12 protein-coding genes are annotated in these 17,095 nt (G+C 69.2%); 6 read left to right on the forward strand and 6 right to left on the reverse strand.

Annotated features, from left to right (window positions below; genetic code table 11):
* Window positions 1-13: 13 nt before the first annotated feature.
* On the forward strand, window positions 14-1,651 hold the full coding sequence (locus ABD719_RS17165; RefSeq protein ID WP_344694586.1) for an alpha-N-arabinofuranosidase: 1,638 nt from the start codon (window positions 14-16) through the stop codon (window positions 1,649-1,651).
* Between the two features lie 11 nt (window positions 1,652-1,662).
* Here ABD719_RS17165 and ABD719_RS17170 read toward each other — a convergent pair whose 3' ends face one another.
* Together ABD719_RS17170 and ABD719_RS17175 are read right to left on the reverse strand one after the other, a co-directional pair.
* The gene (locus ABD719_RS17170; protein ID WP_344694587.1) at window positions 1,663-2,205 is read right to left on the reverse strand and encodes an RES family NAD+ phosphorylase; all 543 of its coding nucleotides are present in this window, start codon (window positions 2,203-2,205) and stop codon (window positions 1,663-1,665) included.
* Between the two features lie 214 nt (window positions 2,206-2,419).
* A complete protein-coding gene (locus ABD719_RS17175) occupies window positions 2,420-2,851 on the reverse strand; it encodes an antitoxin Xre/MbcA/ParS toxin-binding domain-containing protein (protein ID WP_344694588.1) in 432 nt (143 codons plus the stop codon).
* A 131-nt stretch (window positions 2,852-2,982) separates the two neighbouring features.
* Here ABD719_RS17175 and ABD719_RS17180 point away from each other — a divergent pair, with 131 nt between their 5' ends.
* The 5 genes from ABD719_RS17180 to ABD719_RS17200 all read left to right on the forward strand — a co-directional run bounded on the left by ABD719_RS17180 (window position 2,983) and on the right by ABD719_RS17200 (window position 12,118).
* The gene (locus ABD719_RS17180) at window positions 2,983-4,149 is read left to right on the forward strand and encodes a glycosyltransferase (RefSeq protein ID WP_344694589.1); all 1,167 of its coding nucleotides are present in this window, start codon (window positions 2,983-2,985) and stop codon (window positions 4,147-4,149) included.
* Window positions 4,150-4,197: 48 nt separating this feature from the next.
* On the forward strand, window positions 4,198-6,495 hold the full coding sequence (gene glf / locus ABD719_RS17185) for a UDP-galactopyranose mutase (protein WP_344694590.1): 2,298 nt from the start codon (window positions 4,198-4,200) through the stop codon (window positions 6,493-6,495).
* A complete protein-coding gene (locus ABD719_RS17190) occupies window positions 6,492-8,564 on the forward strand; it encodes a glycosyltransferase (RefSeq protein WP_344694591.1) in 2,073 nt (690 codons plus the stop codon). Before glf ends, ABD719_RS17190 begins: the two co-directional genes overlap by 4 nt.
* Window positions 8,561-9,661 carry a zinc-dependent alcohol dehydrogenase gene (locus ABD719_RS17195; RefSeq protein WP_344694592.1) on the forward strand — a complete coding sequence of 367 codons (1,101 nt, stop codon included), beginning with the start codon at window positions 8,561-8,563 and terminating at the stop codon, window positions 9,659-9,661. Before ABD719_RS17190 ends, ABD719_RS17195 begins: the two co-directional genes overlap by 4 nt.
* Before the next feature lie 228 nt (window positions 9,662-9,889).
* Window positions 9,890-12,118 (forward strand): glycosyltransferase family 4 protein, encoded by a 2,229-nt coding sequence (locus ABD719_RS17200; RefSeq protein WP_344694593.1) that lies wholly within the window; start codon window positions 9,890-9,892, stop codon window positions 12,116-12,118.
* A gap of 4 nt (window positions 12,119-12,122) precedes the next feature.
* Here the strand turns inward: ABD719_RS17200 and ABD719_RS17205 are convergent, their stop codons facing one another.
* The 4 genes from ABD719_RS17205 to ABD719_RS17220 all read right to left on the reverse strand — a co-directional run bounded on the left by ABD719_RS17205 (window position 12,123) and on the right by ABD719_RS17220 (window position 16,742).
* Window positions 12,123-13,385 carry an MFS transporter gene (locus ABD719_RS17205; RefSeq protein WP_344694594.1) on the reverse strand — a complete coding sequence of 421 codons (1,263 nt, stop codon included), beginning with the start codon at window positions 13,383-13,385 and terminating at the stop codon, window positions 12,123-12,125.
* 12 nt (window positions 13,386-13,397) lie between these two features.
* Window positions 13,398-14,648, reverse strand: coding sequence for an arsenic transporter (locus ABD719_RS17210; RefSeq protein WP_344694595.1), 1,251 nt, complete (start codon window positions 14,646-14,648; stop codon window positions 13,398-13,400).
* A gap of 94 nt (window positions 14,649-14,742) precedes the next feature.
* On the reverse strand, window positions 14,743-15,384 hold the full coding sequence (locus ABD719_RS17215) for a hypothetical protein (protein WP_344694596.1): 642 nt from the start codon (window positions 15,382-15,384) through the stop codon (window positions 14,743-14,745).
* 71 nt (window positions 15,385-15,455) lie between these two features.
* Window positions 15,456-16,742: a glycoside hydrolase family 130 protein gene (locus tag ABD719_RS17220; RefSeq protein ID WP_344694597.1), complete on the reverse strand. Its 1,287-nt coding sequence runs from the start codon at window positions 16,740-16,742 to the stop codon at window positions 15,456-15,458.
* Window positions 16,743-17,095 lie beyond the last annotated feature (353 nt).

Raw genomic sequence — 17,095 nt, forward strand, 5'->3', positions numbered from 1 at the left:
CGGGGCCGGGGCGATGATCCGTCCGCTTCGCTCGCGCTGGCTGGCGCTGCTGGCCTTCGCCGCGGCCGTACCTGCGCAGGTACAGGCCCAGGTACAGACCCCGCCGCAGTCCCCGTCGCGGTCCCCGTCGCCCGCGACCACGCTGCTGGTCCATGCCGACCGGCCCGGCCCGCGCATCGCCCCGGAGATTTACGGCCAGTTCGTCGAGCATCTCGGCCGCGGCGTGTACGAGGGCATCTGGGTCGGCGAGGATTCGTCCATCCCCAACACGCGCGGCATCCGCCGCGACGTGGTGGCCGCGCTCAGGCAGGTGAAGGTGCCGGTCATCCGCTGGCCGGGCGGGTGCTTCGCGGACAGCTATCACTGGCGGGGCGGCATCGGCCCGCGCGCGAAGCGCGCGCAGGAGATCAACGCGTCGTGGGGCGGCAAGCCCGATACCAACGCGTTCGGCACGCACGAATTCATGGACTTCATGGGCCAGATCGGCGCCGCGCCGTTCGTGTCGGTCAATGTCGGGTCGGGCAGCGTGCAGGAGGCGGACGACTGGATGCGGTACATGACCGCGCCCACCGACAGCGATCCCGGCCGCGCCCGCGCCGCCAACGGTCATGCCGCGCCGTGGGCCGTGCCGTTCGTCGGCGTCGGCAACGAGACCTGGGGCTGTGGCGGCAACATGACCGCGGACACCTATGCCGCGTCGTTCCGCCATTATGCCGCGTTCCTGCGCAGCTATTCGGGCCCGCGCGCCAATCTGATCGCGGTCGGCGCGGATACCGACGACTATGCCTGGACCGAGACGATGATGGCGCGCGCGATGACGTGGCGCCCCGATCCGACGCCGCTCGCCTATGTCGATCCCAGGCCGCTGATGTGGGGCCTGTCGCTCCACTTCTATACCTTCGCGGGCAACGACTGGGGCGACAAGGGCCGCAATGTCGGCTTCGACCGGACCGGCTGGGCGAAGGCGCTGGCGCGCGCCACGCTGACCGACGAGTTGATCGCGCGCCACGCCGCGATCATGGACCGCTACGACCCGCAGAAGAAGGTCGCGCTGGCGGTCGACGAATGGGGGGCATGGTTCGCCAGCGAGCCGGGTGCGTCGAGCCTGTATCTGGAAAGCACGCTGCGCGACGCGGTGATCGCGGGCCTCAGCCTCAACATCTTCAACCGTCATGCCGACCGGGTGCGCATGGCCAATCTGGCGCAGATGGTGAACGTCATCCAGTCGCTGGTCCTGACGCGCGGGGGCGAGATGGTGGTGACGCCGACCTGGCACGTGTTCGACCTGTACAAGGTGCATCAGGGCGCGGACTTGATCCCCGTCGACATCGGCACCCCCGATTATGTCGAGGGCGACAGCCGGATGCCGCAGGTCAGCGTCTCGGCCAGCCGCGATGCGGGCGGCGTGCTGCACCTGTCGATCGTCAACCTCCACCCCGACCGGCCCGCCCCCGTCGCCGCCATGCTGGCAGGGGTGGCCGGGCGCAGCGCCACGGCGGAGACGCTGACCGCCGGCCGGATCGACACGCGCATCGAATTTGGCAAGGCGGACCCATTCGTGCCCGTGCCGCTGGACGGGGTGCGGCTGGCGGACGGACGGCTGGCGCTGACCGTGCCGGCGCGGTCGGTGACGATGGTCACGATCCGCTGACGCGGGCAGGGTCACGATCCGCTGACGGCAGTCCCTTCGGTCCACGACCGCTGATCGCGGGGCAGGCGGCCGCCCGGATCGAACACCGTCGCGCGGGTCGGCAGGTCCGGGCCCCAGCGCCACAGGATCAAATTGTCGTCGCCCGCCCCCGCGCCGGGGGCGAAGCTGGGCACCAGCATCCCGGCATGGCCGCCCGCCTTCAGCGCGTCGACCACCGCCCAGGAGGGCGCGTCGCGCCCGGCGCGCAGACAGGTCAGCCAGCCACAGGCGAGATCGGCCAGCGCCACGCCCGTCGCCGCCCGGTCCGCCTCGGTCCGCAGGTCGGCGACGGGGGTGCAGTCGATATCATATTCGCACATCGTCAGCGGGTGCAGGCGCCGGCCGAACCCTTGCGTGCATTCGTTGACGGCGGTCATGATCGACAGCGACAGATACAGCGTCGGCTCGCCCCGCCGATTGAAGCGCCCCCCGGTCTTCGCCGCGCCCTGCCCCGACAGGGGGGAGAAGGACCACATCGGGTCATGGCCCCGGTAGCAGCGACCGGCGAACCTCATCGTTCGCCCGAAGACGCGAAGAGGGAAAGATTGGGGTTCGCGCGGAGACGCGGAGACGCGGAGGTGCCGGGCACGGGGCCGATCATGGCGTGCATCATCGGCCGGGCCAGATGGTCGGACCGTGGAGCCGGTGAGGATACGTCATACGCAACCCTCCGCGTCTCCGCGTCTCCGCGCGAACCAGCCTTCCTCGCGGCACCGCGTGAAAGCCCGCTCAGGCGAAACCACCCAGCGCCAGATGGTCGAGATAGTCGCGGACCGCGCCGGCCTCCCCGGCCTTCACCAGCGCCTCGGGCGTCCGCCCGTCGAGCGCGGGGATGGGTTGCGATCGATACCAGGCCATCGCCTGCGTCTCGCCGCCCGCCCAGTCCCGGATGCGCGCGACGATCTCCAGCATCTCGCGGACGCGGGACTGGGCGCGCGGCGCCGTCCGCCGTTCCGCCTTGCCGATCGTGGCGGCGCCAAGCCCGACCGTCTCGGCCAGCTGGCCCTTGGTCATGCGGAACATGTCGGCGACCCGCTCCATGTCGACGATGCCGCCCTGATCGAGGAAATGCGTCACGAACCCCTGCCCCGCCAGCGCGATGGCGGGCGGCATGGTGGCCGCTGCCCGTTTCCGACCGATACCCTTGGCTTCGACGCTCATGTCCGTTCTTTCGTCCAGTACAGGTCGATAATATGGGACATTACCGTCACCGGATCAAGTCGTCCCTGTTGAACGGAGCATGGCGACACGCGTTCTCCGCCCATGACATATGTTAGAGCGCGGCCGATGGCATGATGGCGGCCAGCACCGCCCCGGCGCCGCTGACCCCGATGCCCTCGATCGTCGTCATCAGCGACCGGGTCGACTGGCATCCCGATGACGGCATCGCCGATCCCCCCGCGCCGTGGCAGGTGGTGACCGACGCGCCCTTCGCGGTCACGGGCGGCTATCTGGAGCGGCTGCCGCTCGCCTGCATCGCGGCCGGGATCGTCGAGCGGGCGGAAATCTGGCACCACCGGGCGGGGCAGGGGCGATCGTCCTACACCCCCGCCGGCCCCCGGCTCGGCTATCGCGGGTTTCCGATCGTCGATCCCGTGCCCCCGTTCGACAATCGCGCGATGCTGGAATTCGTGGCGACGCATGGCGCGCCGCATATCCTGGTCGTCTACGGGCTGGGGGTCGCGCCGGCGCTGCTGGCGGCGTGCGCCAACAGCATCATCCTGTACAACTCGATCGACGCGCCGTCCCTGCGCGTTCCCCCGGAGGTCAGCGCCCGCTTCGATCTGGTGCTGACCGGCGCGCAGTGGCAGTCCGACGAGGTCGAGGCGCGCCATCCCGGCATGGCGACCGCGATCATGCCGGTCGGTCCCGAATTCGCCGCGATCGACCAGTTCCGGCCGCTGGACGGCCCCCGGGACTATGACCTGATCTACGTCGCCGCGGCGCAGGGGTACAAGCAGCACGACCTTCTGCTCGATGCGCTGGAGACGCTGCCGCGCGACGTGCGCGGGCTGTTCGTGTTCGGGTACGGCGAGGAGGCGGATCGGCTGCGCGCCCGCATCGCCGATGCCGGGCTGTCGGTCGACTGTATCGGCCCGCCGGGGGTGGGGTTCGACGAGGTCAACCGGCTGATGAACTGTGCGCGGTTCGGCATGGTGTGCGGGCGCGACGACGGCGCCCCCGCGATCCTGACCGAATATATGCTCGCCGGCCTGCCGGTGCTCTGCAACGCCGAACTGGTGTGCGGGCGGCAGTATATCCTGCCGGAGACGGGGCGGTTCTTCGACCCCGCCGATCTGGCCGCCGCGATCATGGCGATGCGCGCGGAAACCGGCGAAAGTTTCCCGCGGGAAACGTCGCTGGCGCGGTGGACATGGCCGCACACCATCGCGCGGCTGCGACCCTTGCTGGCGCAGGCCGCACAGAAAAAATCCTGTGATTTGATCTGCATTAATTGAGTTCGTCGATATCGCGGCCCACACCCGTCGGATCAGATGGAGAACGATGTGCATGGTCCGGCCCGGTCTGTCGATGAAGCCCCGCTCCACGCCGTTCCCGCCCCGCTGATCTGTTTCTCGCACCTGCGCTGGGATTTCGTGACCCAGCGGCCACAGCATTTGATGAAGCGGTTCGCGGCCGAACGCCGCGTGTTCTTCTGGGAGGAACCGATCGGCGGCGATCATCCGCTGCCCTATCTCGAACATCATCCCTTTCCCGCCGATGGCGTCATCGCGCTGCGCCCGCGCGTGCCGCACTGGTGGAACCGCGACCAGGTGGAGGAGGGGCTGCGCGGCCTGCTCGACATGCTGGTCGCGACATGCATGCCGGCGGACCCGGTGCTGTGGTTCTACACGCCGATGATGCTGGGGTTCGCGGCGCATCTGCGATCGTCGCTGGTCGTCTATGACTGTATGGACGAGCTGTCCGCCTTCGCCTTCGCCGATCCGCTGCTGGTCGAGCGCGAGGCGGCGCTAATCGCGCGCGCCGATGTGATGTTCACCGGCGGGTACAGCCTGTACGAGGCGAAGCGCGACCGCCACGACGCGATCACGCCCTTCCCCTCGGCGGTCGACGTCGCGCATTTCGCCGCGGCGCGCGGAGACGTGGCGGAGGCGGCGGACCAGCGCGGGATCATGGGTCCGAAACTGGGCTTCTACGGCGTGATCGACGAGCGGGTCGATCTGGCGCTGGTCGATGCCTTGGCCACGGCACGGCCCGACTGGCAGGTCGTGATGGTCGGCCCGGTGGTGAAGATCGATCCCGCCACGCTACCGCAGCGGCCCAATCTCCACTGGCTGGGCAACCGGCATTACGACGAGCTGCCCGCCTACCTGACCGGCTGGTCGGTCGCGCTGATGCCGTTCGCGATCAACGCCGCCACCCGTTTCATCAGCCCGACCAAGACCCCCGAATATCTCGCGGCGGGCCGCCCCGTCGTATCCACCCCGATCGTCGACGTGATCCGCCATTATGGCGATCTGGCCGGCGTAAGCATCGCGGCCGACGCCCCGGCGTTCGTCGCGGGTTGCGAGGCGGCACTGGCATTGCCGGTGGACGGCGCGTGGCGGGACGAGGCGGATGCGCTGCTCGCCGCCACCTCATGGGACCGCACGTTCGCGGGCATGAAGGCGAGGATGGTGCCGAAGCGCCCTCCCGCCGCCCCCGCGATCCACCCCGCCGGGCGGCGTCCGCATTACGACGCGCTGGTGGTCGGCGCGGGCTTCGCCGGGTCGGTACTGGCCGAACGGCTGGCGGCGGGATCGGGCAAGCGCGTGCTGGTGATCGACAAGCGCCCGCACATCGCCGGCAACGCGTTCGACCATCACGACGCGGCGGGCATCATGGTCCATCGCTACGGCCCGCACATCTTCCACACCAACAGCGACGAGGTGTTCGCGTACCTGTCGCGCTTCACCAGATGGCGGCCCTACGAGCACCGCGTGCTGGCGAGCGTGGCGGACAAGCTGGTGCCAATCCCGATCAACCGCACCACGCTCAACACGCTCTACGGCCTTGACCTGCACGACGAGGCCGCGGCGGCCGCGTTCCTCGCCGCGCGCGCCGAACCGCGCGAGATCCGCACCTCGGAGGATGTCGTCGTCGCGGCGGTGGGACAGGAACTCTACGAGACGTTCTTCCGCGGCTACACGCGCAAGCAATGGGGCCTCGACCCGTCCGAACTGGACAAGGCGGTGACCGCGCGGGTCCCGACCCGCACCGATACCGACGACCGCTATTTCACCGACCGGCATCAGGCGATGCCGCTGCACGGCTATACCGCGATGTTCGAGGCGATGCTCGATCACCCCAACATCACCGTGCAGACCGGGGTGGATTTTGCCGATTGCGACGTGCGTGCGGACCACACCGTGTTCACCGGCCCGGTCGACGAATATTTCGGCCATCGCTTCGGCCCGCTGCCCTATCGCAGCCTCGAATTCCGGCACGAGACGCATGACGTGGCCCGGTATCAGCCGGTCGCGGTCGTCAACTATCCGTCCCCCGATACGCCGTTCACGCGGATCACGGAGTATAAGCACCTGACCGGCCAGCAATCCCCGCGCACCAGCATCAGCCATGAGATTCCGCGGGGCGAGGGCGATCCCTATTACCCGGTCCCGCGCCCGGAAAACCAGGCGCTGTACCGGCGCTATGCCGCGCTCGCCGATGCGCTGCCCGATGTCAGTTTCGTCGGCCGGCTGGCGACGTACCGCTATTACAACATGGACCAGGTGGTCGGGCAGGCGCTGGCGACCTATCGTCGCCTTGCAGCCCGCATCGAACCGGCATCCGTCGCCGCATGACCATCCGATCAAGGCTGTTTCTCGTCACCGAGAGCCCGGCGCCGTCCGGCGTGGGCGCGCATATGCTGACGCTGGCGGAGGGGCTGCGCGGCGACCATGACATCGTGATCGCCGCGACCCCCGCGTCGGGCCTACTGCCCCGCGCCCGCGCCCGTGGCCTGACGGTGAAGGCGATCGACCCCGGCGACGTCGCCGACCTGTCGCGCTGGTTCGCCCGGACTCGGCCGGATATCGTCCACGTCCATGCCGGCATCGGCTGGGAAGGCCATGCCAGCGCGCAGGCCGCGCATGATGCCGGCGCCCGCGTGGTCCGTACCGAGCATCTCCCCTATCTGCTGACCGATGCGGACCAGCGCGCCGCGCATCGCGCCGGCCTGAGCCATGTCGACCGGCTGATCGCGGTGTCCGGTGCGGTCGCCGACAGCCACGCCCGTGCCGAATTCGGCAACCGGCTGGTGACGATCCTCAACGGCGTCGTACCGCCGACCGCCCCGACGAAACCGCGCGCGACCCTGCGGCGATATGGGGCACTGGACGACGGCCCGGTGTTGCTGATGGCGGCGCGCTTCGCCGAGCAGAAGGATCATCGTCTGATCCTCGACGCGATGCCCGCGATCCGCGCCGTGCATCCGCGCGTCACGCTGTTGCTGGCGGGCGAGGGACCGTTGCACTGGACGATCGCGCGCCAGATCGCGGCACGCGGCCTTGCCGGTTCGGTGCGGATGCTGGGCCAGCGGGACGACCTGCCCGACCTGATGGGCGCGGCGGATCTGCTGGTGCTGCCCTCGCGGTTCGAAGGGCTGTCGCTGGTCGCGCTGGAAGCGATGGCGGCCGGTCTGCCCGTCGTCGCCAGCGACGCACCGGGCAATGCCGGGATGCTGGACCATGGCCGTTCCGGCTGGCTCGCCCCCGCCGGCGATGCGGCCGCGTTCGCCGCGACGGTGATCGACGCGCTATCCGACCGCGATCGGCTGCGCACCGTCGCCGCGACCGCGAGCGACGACCAGCGCACCCATTACGACGCCGACCGCATGATCCGCGACACCGCGGCGATCTATGCCCAGGAAACCAGCGGCGCACCGCGCCCGGACGGGACACGCATGACCAGAATCGGCTTCATCGGCGCGGGCGGCATCGCCCATCGCCATTTCGGCGTGCTCGAACAGTTCGAGGACGTGGCGATCGTCGCGATCGCCGATGTCGACGGCGCCCGCGCCGACGAGGCGGCCGCGCGGTTCGGCGCGCAGGCCTTCACCGATATCGACGCGATGCTGGATACGGTGGAGGTCGACGCGCTCTACATCTGCGTGCCGCCCTTCGCGCACGGCGCCCCCGAACGCGCCGCGATCGCGCGGGGCCTGCCCTTCTTCGTCGAGAAGCCCGTCGCCCTCGACATCGCCACCGCAGACGCCATCGCGGCGGAGGTCGCCGCAGCGGACCTCGTCACCGCGGTCGGCTATCACTGGCGCTATCTCGATACGGTGGACGAGGTGCGCGGGCTGCTGGCGCACAATCCGGCGCGGCTGATGTCGGGCTACTGGCTCGATTCCACGCCGCCCCCGCAATGGTGGTGGCATGAGGACCAGTCGGGCGGCCAGATGGTCGAACAGACCACGCACCTGATCGATCTGGCGCGATATCTGGCGGGCGACGTGACCCGCGTGTTCGGCCTCGCCGGCCATACGGACCGCGCCGACTTCCACGGCCTTGACGTGCCGACCGCCAGCACCGCCAGCCTGCAATTCGCCAGCGGCGCGATCGCCAATTTCGCCTCGACCTGCCTGCTCGGCTGGAACCACCGCGTCGGCCTGCACCTGTTCGGCGACCGGCTGGCGGTGGAGATCACCGACCGCGAGTTGATGGTCGATGTCGGGCACGGCCGGCCGGTGCGCGGCACGCAGGGCGACCCCGTCTGGCACGAGGATCGCGACTTCATCGACGCGGTACAGGGCAAGGAGAACCGTATCCGCTGCCCCTATGCCGACGCGGTCGAAACCCATCGCGTCGCGCTGGCGATCGGTGAATCCGCGCGCACGGGCGCTGCGATCATGCTGGAGGAACTGATATGAGCGAGTGGCGTCATATCCGCTCACTGGGCGTCGAACGACCCGGCGAGGCGTATCTGCACGGCTATGACGAGGGGCCGCCCGGCGATGGGCAGGTCCGGCTCGACATGCTCTACACGGGCTTCTCCGCCGGCACCGAGCTGACCTTCGTCAAGAACACCAACCCCTATCTCCACGCGCGCTGGGACGCCGGGCGCGGCGTGTTCGTCCACGGCGAGCCGCAGCAGCATTATCCGGTGCCGTTCCTCGGTTACATGGAATCCGCGCGCGTCGTGGAATCGCGAGCGTGGGACTATGCCCCCGGCGACACGATCGGCACCGTCTTCGGGCACAAGACCGGCCATACCGCCGATCCCTTCCACGACGTGCTGACGAAGCTGCCGCCCGCGATCGACCCGATCCTCGGCATCTATGTCGGCCAGATGGGGCCGATCGCCGCCAACGGCATCCTCCATGCCGATGCCGAAATGCTGGGGCCGACCGCGCCCTTCTTCGGCGCCAGCGTGAAGGACCGGCCGGTGCTGGTGATCGGCGCCGGGGTGGTCGGGCTGTTCGTGGCGCTGTTCGCGCAGCGCGCGGGGGCGAGCGAGGTGGTGATCGCCGACCCTTCCGAATTCCGCCGCACCCGCGCCGCCTGTCTCGGGCTGGTGCCGATGGTCGAGGCGGATGCCTGGGCCTATGCCAAGTCGCGCTGGCATCATGGCGGCGATGATCGCGGGGCCGATCTCGTCTTCCAGACCCGCGCCGACAGCGCCTCGCTCCACGCCGCGATGCAGGCGCTACGCCCGCAGGGCACGGTGATCGACCTCGCCTTCTATCAGGGCGGCACCGACCGGCTGCGGCTGGGCGAGGAGTTCCATCACAACGGCCTCAACCTCCGCTGCGCGCAGATCAATCGCGTCCCGCGCGGCATGGCGACGGCATGGGACAAGCGCCGGCTGGCGAACGAGACGGTCGCCTTGCTGGCGGCGCGTGGCGACGCGATCCGCGCGCAGCTCATCACCCATGTCGTCCCGATCGAGGACGCGCCGGACTTCCTGCGCCACCTGATCGCGGACCGGCCGGAGTTCCTCCAGATCGTGTTCAAGGGCGTCGATTGATCCGGCGTCACCTGCCCCGTCGTTCGGGGCGAGACCCGGGCAAGACCCGCTCTACCACCCCGGCGGAGGCCGGGGTCCAGTTGGGATAGCCATCGTGAGTCATCACCACCGTTCGCCCAACTGGGCCCCGGCCTCCGCCGGGGTGGCGGTATGGGGTGGCGATACGAACTTTCGCGAAGGCCCCGCTCAGGGCCGGGGCTACCACGGCAGGCTGGCAGGAAACGTCGATTGATCCCTGATACCGCCCCCCCGATGCGCATCCTGTTCGTCTTCGCCTGGCTGGTCGTGGGCGGCGAGGAAACCGAGGTGCGGCTGCTCGCGCAATCGCTCGATCCCGCGCGCCACACGATCGACGTCGTCGCCTGCTTCCATAAACCGGGGATGCCCGACCAGACGCACGCGCAGCTGGCCGCGATCGGGGTAAAGGTCGACACCACCCCCTATCACCTGTCATTCGACGAAACGGTCGCGTACCTCGCCAGCATCGTCCCCGGCTACGACGCGGTGGTGTCGTGCCAGAACGTCGCCGACATCTACCCCGCGCTCGAACGCCTGCACCTGCGCCCGCCCCTGATCGAGCATGGCGGGCTGGTGTCGGAGGCACTGGCCGGCCCCAAGCATTTCACCACCCGCTATGTCGGCGTCTGCGCGTCGATCCGCGATGCCGCGGCGTCGCGGATGCCGGGGCGGGAGGGGGATGCGATCGAAATCCCCTCGATGGTGGACATGTCGGCCTATCGACCTGTCGACAGGTCGACGACGCGTATGGCACTGGGCATCGGCGATACCGTGCCGCTGATCGGCTGGGTTGGCCGGCTGGATGCCAAGAAGCGGGTCGAAGACTTCATCGCCGCGGCCGCGCTCGTCCATGCCGTCCGCCCCGATGCGCGCTTCCTCGTCATCGGCGGGGCGGATGCCTTCATGCCCGACTATGCGGTGCGACTGCGCGAACAGGCGCAGGCGGCGGGGCTGGCCGGCGCGTTGACCTTCCTCGGCGACCGCAGCGACATCCCGGCGCTGCTCGCGGCACTTGACATCTTCGTCTGGCTGTCGCGCGGGGAGGGGATGCCGCACGTCATCGCCGAGGCGGGCGCGGCCTCGCTGCCGGTGATCGCCACCCCCGACAATGGCGCGCTCCAGCAGATAGAGGACGGCACCAGCGGCCTGTTCGTGCCGCATGAGAACCCGCCGGCCATCGCCGCGGCGATGCTGCGCCTGATCGACGATGCGCCCCTGCGCCGCCAGCTGGGCACGGCGCTCCATGCGAAGGTCGCCCGCGACTATGCGGTCGAGGTGGTGGTGCCGCAGTGGCAGCGTCTGTTCGATGCGGTCCGCCGTCCGCCGCCACCGCCCGCTCCGACGCCGCTGTTCCGCAGTTTCTGGCAGGGCGGGTTCGAATGCTCGACGCATCGCCGCGCGCATGATCGTCGGCGGGTCGACGTGATCGCCGCCACCCGCCACGACGTACAGGCGGAGCATGATTACCGCAGCCTCCACCCGCACGGCATCCGCACCGTCCGCGACGGCCTGCGCTGGCACCTGATCGAGCCGACCCCCGGCGTCTATGACTGGTCCAGCCTCGACCACCAGCTTGCCGGCGCAGCCGCCAGCGGAACGGAGGTGATCTGGGACCTGCTCCATTATGGCTGGCCCGACGATATCGATGTGTGGAGCCCCGCCTTCGTCACCCGCTTCGCCGCTTTCGCCACCGCGGCCGCACAGGTGGTCGCCGCGCGGACGATGGGCACGCGCTTCTACTGCCCGGTCAACGAGATCTCGTTCCTGTCATGGGGCGGGGGCGATGCGGCGTACCTCAACCCCTTCGCGCGGGGGCGCGGCTATGAGTTGAAGGTGCAACTGGCCCGCGCCGCGATCGCCGCGATGGACGCCATCCGCCGCATCGATCCGGCCGCGCGCTTCGTCCATGTCGACCCGGTCATCAACGTCATTACCGATCCCGCCCGGCCATGGGACGCCCCCCATGCGGAGGGACACCGGCAGGCGCAGTTCCAGGGGTGGGACCTGATTTCGGGCCGCATCTGGCCGCAGATCGGCGGACGGCCCGACCTGCTCGATATCGTCGGCGTCAATTACTACCACAACAACCAGTGGATCCATGGCGGCCCGCCGATCGACCGCCACCATCCGCTGGCCAGGCCGTTCCACCGCATCCTCGCCGACACCTATGCCCGCTACGGCCGCCCGATCTTCGTGGCGGAGACGGGGATCGAGGGCGACGAACGCCCGATCTGGCTGGCGCATATCGCCGGCGAGGTCGAACGGGCGCAGGCGCTGGGCGTGCCGGTGGCGGGCATCTGCCTCTATCCGATCCTCGACCATCCCGGCTGGGACGACGAGCGGCCATGCCCCAACGGCCTGCTCCATACGACCGCGGACGGCACCCGCCGCGCCGACCCCGCCTTTGCCGCGGCGCTGGCGGCGTTGCGGCGAGGCTGACCAGTTACCCCCGCTTCGTCTCCGGCATCGCGACCAGATAGAGGACGAAGCCGGTCGCGGCGATCACGGCGAGCGTCAGGAAACCGGCGCTGTAGCCCGCCCAGACGATGATCGATCCCGCCAGCGTGGCCGACAGGGCGGCGCCCAGCCCCTGTGCGGTCGCGACCGCGCCCTGGCTGACGTTGAACCGCCCCGATCCCCTGGTCAGGTCGGCGATGACGACGGGGAACAGCGCGCCGAAGATGCCCGCGCCGATCCCGTCCAGCGCCTGCACGCCGACCAGCCACCACGGATCGTTCGACACGGTGTAGAGCGCGCCGCGCACGGCGAGGAAGCCGAACGCGACGAGGAAGATCGGCTTGGTCCCCCAGCGTTCGGTGTTGCGCCCGACGATGATCGCCACGGGCACCATCACCAGTTGCGCCGCGACGATGCACGCCGCGGTCAGCGAGGTGGCCTGATCCTTGCCCACCGTCTTCGCCAGCAACTGCCCGACCGAGGTCAGCATCGCCGCATTGGCGAGGTGGAAGGTGAAGGCGACGCCCGCGAAGATCATCAGCGGCCGGTTCTCGATCAGGCAGCGCCATGCGCCCGGCTGCGCGCAATCCTCGCCCCCGTCCCCGTCGGGCTCGCAGTCGAGGCCACGGGCCACGGCGTTGTCGATGTCGCCGTTCCTGATCCGCATCGCGACCGCGATGCTCGCCACGGTCAGCGCGGCCATCAGCCAGAACACCACCACCGGGCCGAACGACCAGGCCAGCACCCCCGCCAGCCCGGCCGATACCGCGTTGCCGGCATGGTTGAACGCCTCGTTCCGGCCTACCCGGCGGGCGAACAGTTTCGGCCCGACCAGCCCGAGCGTGACCGCCGAGATGGCGGGAGCGAAGACCGCGCCGGCCGCGGCCGCGACCGACTGGGTGATCGCGACCATCGTGTAGCCGGACACGACCGGCAGCGACACGCTGCTGATCGTCACCAGCAGCGCGGCGATCATGATGATCCGCGGCTTGTTGCGCGCCCGGTCGATCAGCACCCCCGCCGGGGTCTGCGACAACAGGCCGACGATACCCGCGATGGTCAGCACGACGCCGACCGTCGCCTCGTTCCAGCCATGGGCCGGCCCGCGCACCGCGATCAGATAGATGGCGAGATAGGGGCCAAGCCCGTCGCGCACGTCCGCCAGGAAGAAATTGAGCGCATCGAGCGTGCGGGTCGGCACCCGTCTGTCCGCCCCGTCGCGCCCGTCCGGGTGCGTCGCCATCGTCATCGTCATTTCCCCTCAGCCCAGCATCAGCCGCGTGCCCAGCGCGGCGATCAGCGCGGGCACCATCGTCACCGCACCGACCTTCAGGAATTGTCGGAAGCCGACATCCTCCCCCTCACGCCGGATCGCCTGCAGCCACAGGATGGTGGCGAGCGATCCGGTGATCGACAGATTGGGGCCGAGATCGACGCCGATCAGCAGCGCATCCGTCACGATCCGGGGCGGCTGCGCCTGGGCCACCGCCATGCTGGCGAACAGCCCCGCCGGCAGGTTGTTCATCGCGTTCGATCCGAAGGCCAGCACCGTCCCCGCGATCGCCGCGCCGCGCGCCGGGTCGGCCGATACCGCCTGCAACAGCGCGGCGATCTGGCCGGTGACCCCGGTCAGCGTCAGCGCCTCGACCAGCACGAACAGCCCCGCCACGAGCGGCAGCACGCTCCACGACACCGACCGGACCGGCACCAGCGGCGAGTCTCGCACCAGCGCGCAGACGCCCAGCGTCGTCGCGGTCCCGGCCAGCGCGGTGGGCAGGCCGAGGGCGATGTCGAATGCGGATACGACCAGCAGCAGCCCGGCGGTGCCGACGATCCCGGCCAGCGCCGCCCGCCCGCCGGCGGACAGGGGCATGCGCGCGATATCCGTGGCGCACGTCCCCGCGATCCGGCGTCGTTCGATCCAGCGCAACGCCAGGAACGTCACCACGATCGACGCGACCGAGGGCAGGGCGAACGACCCCAGCCATTCCCCCAGGGGCGGCATCGTGCCGCCATAGAGGACGATATTGGCGGGGTTGGAGATCGGCAGCACGAAACTGGCGGCATTGGCGATCAGCGCGCAGGCGAACAGCAGCGGCAACGGCTCCGCCCTGGCCTTGCGCGCCGCGGCATAGACGGCGGGGGTCAGGACGACGGCGGTGGCATCGTTGGACAGGAAGGTGGTGGTGACGATGCCGGCCGCGTAGATCAGCAGGAACAGCCGCGGCGACGATCCGCGCGCATGGATCGCCGCGGTGGCCGCGATCCAGTCGAACAGGCCATGCTCGCGCGCGGTTTCACTCAGCAGCATCATGCCGATCAGGAACAGATAGACGTCGAGGCCGCGCCCCACCGCCGTCCACGCCGCCCCCGGCGCGATCAGGCCGGCCAGCAGCAGGACCGATGCCCCCGCGATCGCCCACACCGCCTCCGGCCAGCGGAACGGCCGCGCGACGACACCGCCGATCGCCGCGGCGCAGACGGACCAGGTGGCGACGACGGCAAGGCTCAACGGGATACTCCAGCCGCCGGCACTTCGGGCGGAGGACGCGCCGATAGCGGGGCAGACCCAACCCAATCTGAACGGGGTGGGGCAGCCGTCGGGGTCAGGACCGGGTGAGGACGCTGCCCGATCCGCGATAATAGGCGAAACCGAACCGCAGCGCGTGTCCCTCCGCCATCTTCCGGCTGCCGACCTCGAAGCTTTGCCCCGCCTTCATCCGCATCCACACCTCCTCCTGAGTGTTCTTGTGCAGTTCCCATTTGTCGACATAGCTGGGGGTCAGCCGCGTCTTGACGAAGGCGAACAACTGGCTGCCCGACTGGACGATCGACAGCAGGAACGGGGTCATCAGGATCAGCACCCCCATGTCGGCACCGCTCTGCGGCACCCCCGTCGCCCCGCCGTTCGCCTTGTCATAGGGGTGCGTGTGAAACGTACCGACGACCCGGTAATGGGCGGCATCGCGCAGCTTGATATCGGGCAGGAACAGGTGATGGTTGCTGTGCAACACGCCGCGCTGCCCGCCGATGTTCTGGATCGACAGGGCGCCGTGGCGATCCGCGACGATCGTCCCGCCCTGTTCGTGCTGGTGCCCGCCCGGAAAGCTGGCCCGCCACTGCGCCGCCATCGTCGCGACCATCGCCGGCGGCAGCCGCAGCGTGTGCGGCGCCTGCGAGGGCGTCTCCAGCGTCGCTATATCGGCCAGCAGCGTAGGGCCGGGATGGGTGGAAGGCGATGCCGTCACGTCAACTCCTTCGCTGGATCACCCTGACGCAACGCACCAGCACCGGGTTGGCCGCCATGGCCCGTCCATGTTCAGGCCGGCACCATCACCGACAGGATATCGTCAACCCGGCCGACCGCGAACGCGCTGAACTCGTCGCCGATCGCATAGGGCAGCAGGATGCGGCGCTCGTGCAGCAGCCCGCCACAGCTATAGGTGACGTTGGGGACATAGCCGCCACGCTGCTCGGCGCTGGGGAACAGCAGGGGAGAGGGGGTGCGGGCCAGCACTTTGGACGGATCGTCCTTGTCGAGCAGGCAGGCGCCGACGCAATAGCCCCGGACCATGCCGACGCCGTGGGTGAACACCAGCCAGCCCTCGTCGATCTCGATCGGAGAGCCGCAATTGCCCATCTGCACGAATTCCCACGGATATTTCGGCGCCATGATCGGGGTGCCGGTGTCCCAGGTGTAGAGATCGTCGGAGCGCAGCAGCCAGATATTCTCGTTGTCCTGCCGCCCCAGCATCACGAACTGCCCGTCGATCCGGCGGGGGAACAGCGCCATGCCCTTGTATCCGGTCATCGCGCCGGTCAGTGGCCGCATCTCGACCGTCCGCAGGTCGACGCCGCGCAGCATCTCCTGCCGCGCATCCTTGCCGTCATAGGCGGTATAGGTGCCGATCACGCTGCGCACGCCGTCATGATCGGTGAAGTTGACGAGGCGGAGATCCTCCACGCCCTGTCGCTGGCTGGGGAGGATCGGGAAGATGATCGTCTCCGACAGGTCCTCGCTGTCCTCGCAGACCAGCCGGACCCAGCCGTCGTCCTGCCGCTCGATCCGGGGTGGCACCGCCTCCGGGCTCGGCGGATCGATCACCAGCCGGTCGCCCGGCCCCCATTCACCGGTGCGGAAGGTGATCGACGAGATATGCCCCTCGCCGATCCCGCGTAGCGACAGGATGAAGGGCACCGCCCCCGGCTGCGACGGCGTCAACTCGGTCAGCGTGACGATGCTGGGGTTGAACAGCGCGGCGGATTCGAAGGCATATTCCTGGCTGAAATAGGCGCCGATCAGCACGCGTTCGTCATGATCGAAGTCCCCCTCACCGATATCCGGGCGCACTTCCTCGAAGCGGCGCAGCAGTACCTGCTCGGCATTGCGGTGCCGGTCGTTCATGGCGGCGAGGAGCAGATCGCGCATCCGCGCCCGCATCGAGGTATCAAGCGCCTGGATACGATCGACCACCGCTTCGGGCCGCGGCGGATGGCCATCGGCGAAGGCGGCGGGGTAGCCAAAGCTGAACGGCCGGATCACGGTGCGCGAGGGATCGGGTTTCAGTTCGATATCAAGCGTCGTGAAGACATCGGCAGCGTTCATGGGCATCGGCCTTTTCGGGACAGTAGCGCGACCAGACAAGGTGCGCTGCCACCGGTAACGATCCCGGTCCGGCCACGATCCCCCGAGGGTGGAAATCAGGTTTCGCCGGAAGTGCAGGCGGCTACCCCGCGGTCCGTGGATCACATGAGCCGGCGTCATCCTCCACGGTTGGGTCATGGGCAACGATCTGTTCTATGCCGTTGCCCTACCGGGAGAATTTCAGCACAAACGCAAAGAACCTCGGAGCGTGTAGCTACCGAGGCGGTGGTGTATGTCGGGTGTTTGGTTGCGGGGACAGGATTTGAACCTGTGACCTTCAGGTTATGAGCCTGACGAGCTACCGGGCTGCTCCA

The organism is Sphingomonas cynarae (genome assembly GCF_039537815.1).
Lineage (GTDB): Bacteria > Pseudomonadota > Alphaproteobacteria > Sphingomonadales > Sphingomonadaceae > Sphingomonas > Sphingomonas cynarae.

Bases quoted from the DNA above. Each gene is read 5' to 3' on its own strand.
- ABD719_RS17220 (WP_344694597.1), bottom strand. From the start codon at position 16,742: ATGAACGCTGCCGATGTCTTCACGACGCTTGATATCGAACTGAAACCC.
- ABD719_RS17190 (WP_344694591.1), top strand. From the start codon at position 6,492: ATGACCATCCGATCAAGGCTGTTTCTCGTCACCGAGAGCCCGGCGCCG.
- ABD719_RS17180 (WP_344694589.1), top strand. From the start codon at position 2,983: ATGATGGCGGCCAGCACCGCCCCGGCGCCGCTGACCCCGATGCCCTCG.
- ABD719_RS17205 (WP_344694594.1), bottom strand. From the start codon at position 13,385: ATGACGATGGCGACGCACCCGGACGGGCGCGACGGGGCGGACAGACGG.
- ABD719_RS17195 (WP_344694592.1), top strand. From the start codon at position 8,561: ATGAGCGAGTGGCGTCATATCCGCTCACTGGGCGTCGAACGACCCGGC.
- ABD719_RS17175 (WP_344694588.1), bottom strand. From the start codon at position 2,851: ATGAGCGTCGAAGCCAAGGGTATCGGTCGGAAACGGGCAGCGGCCACC.
- ABD719_RS17170 (WP_344694587.1), bottom strand. From the start codon at position 2,205: ATGAGGTTCGCCGGTCGCTGCTACCGGGGCCATGACCCGATGTGGTCC.
- ABD719_RS17165 (WP_344694586.1), top strand. From the start codon at position 14: ATGATCCGTCCGCTTCGCTCGCGCTGGCTGGCGCTGCTGGCCTTCGCC.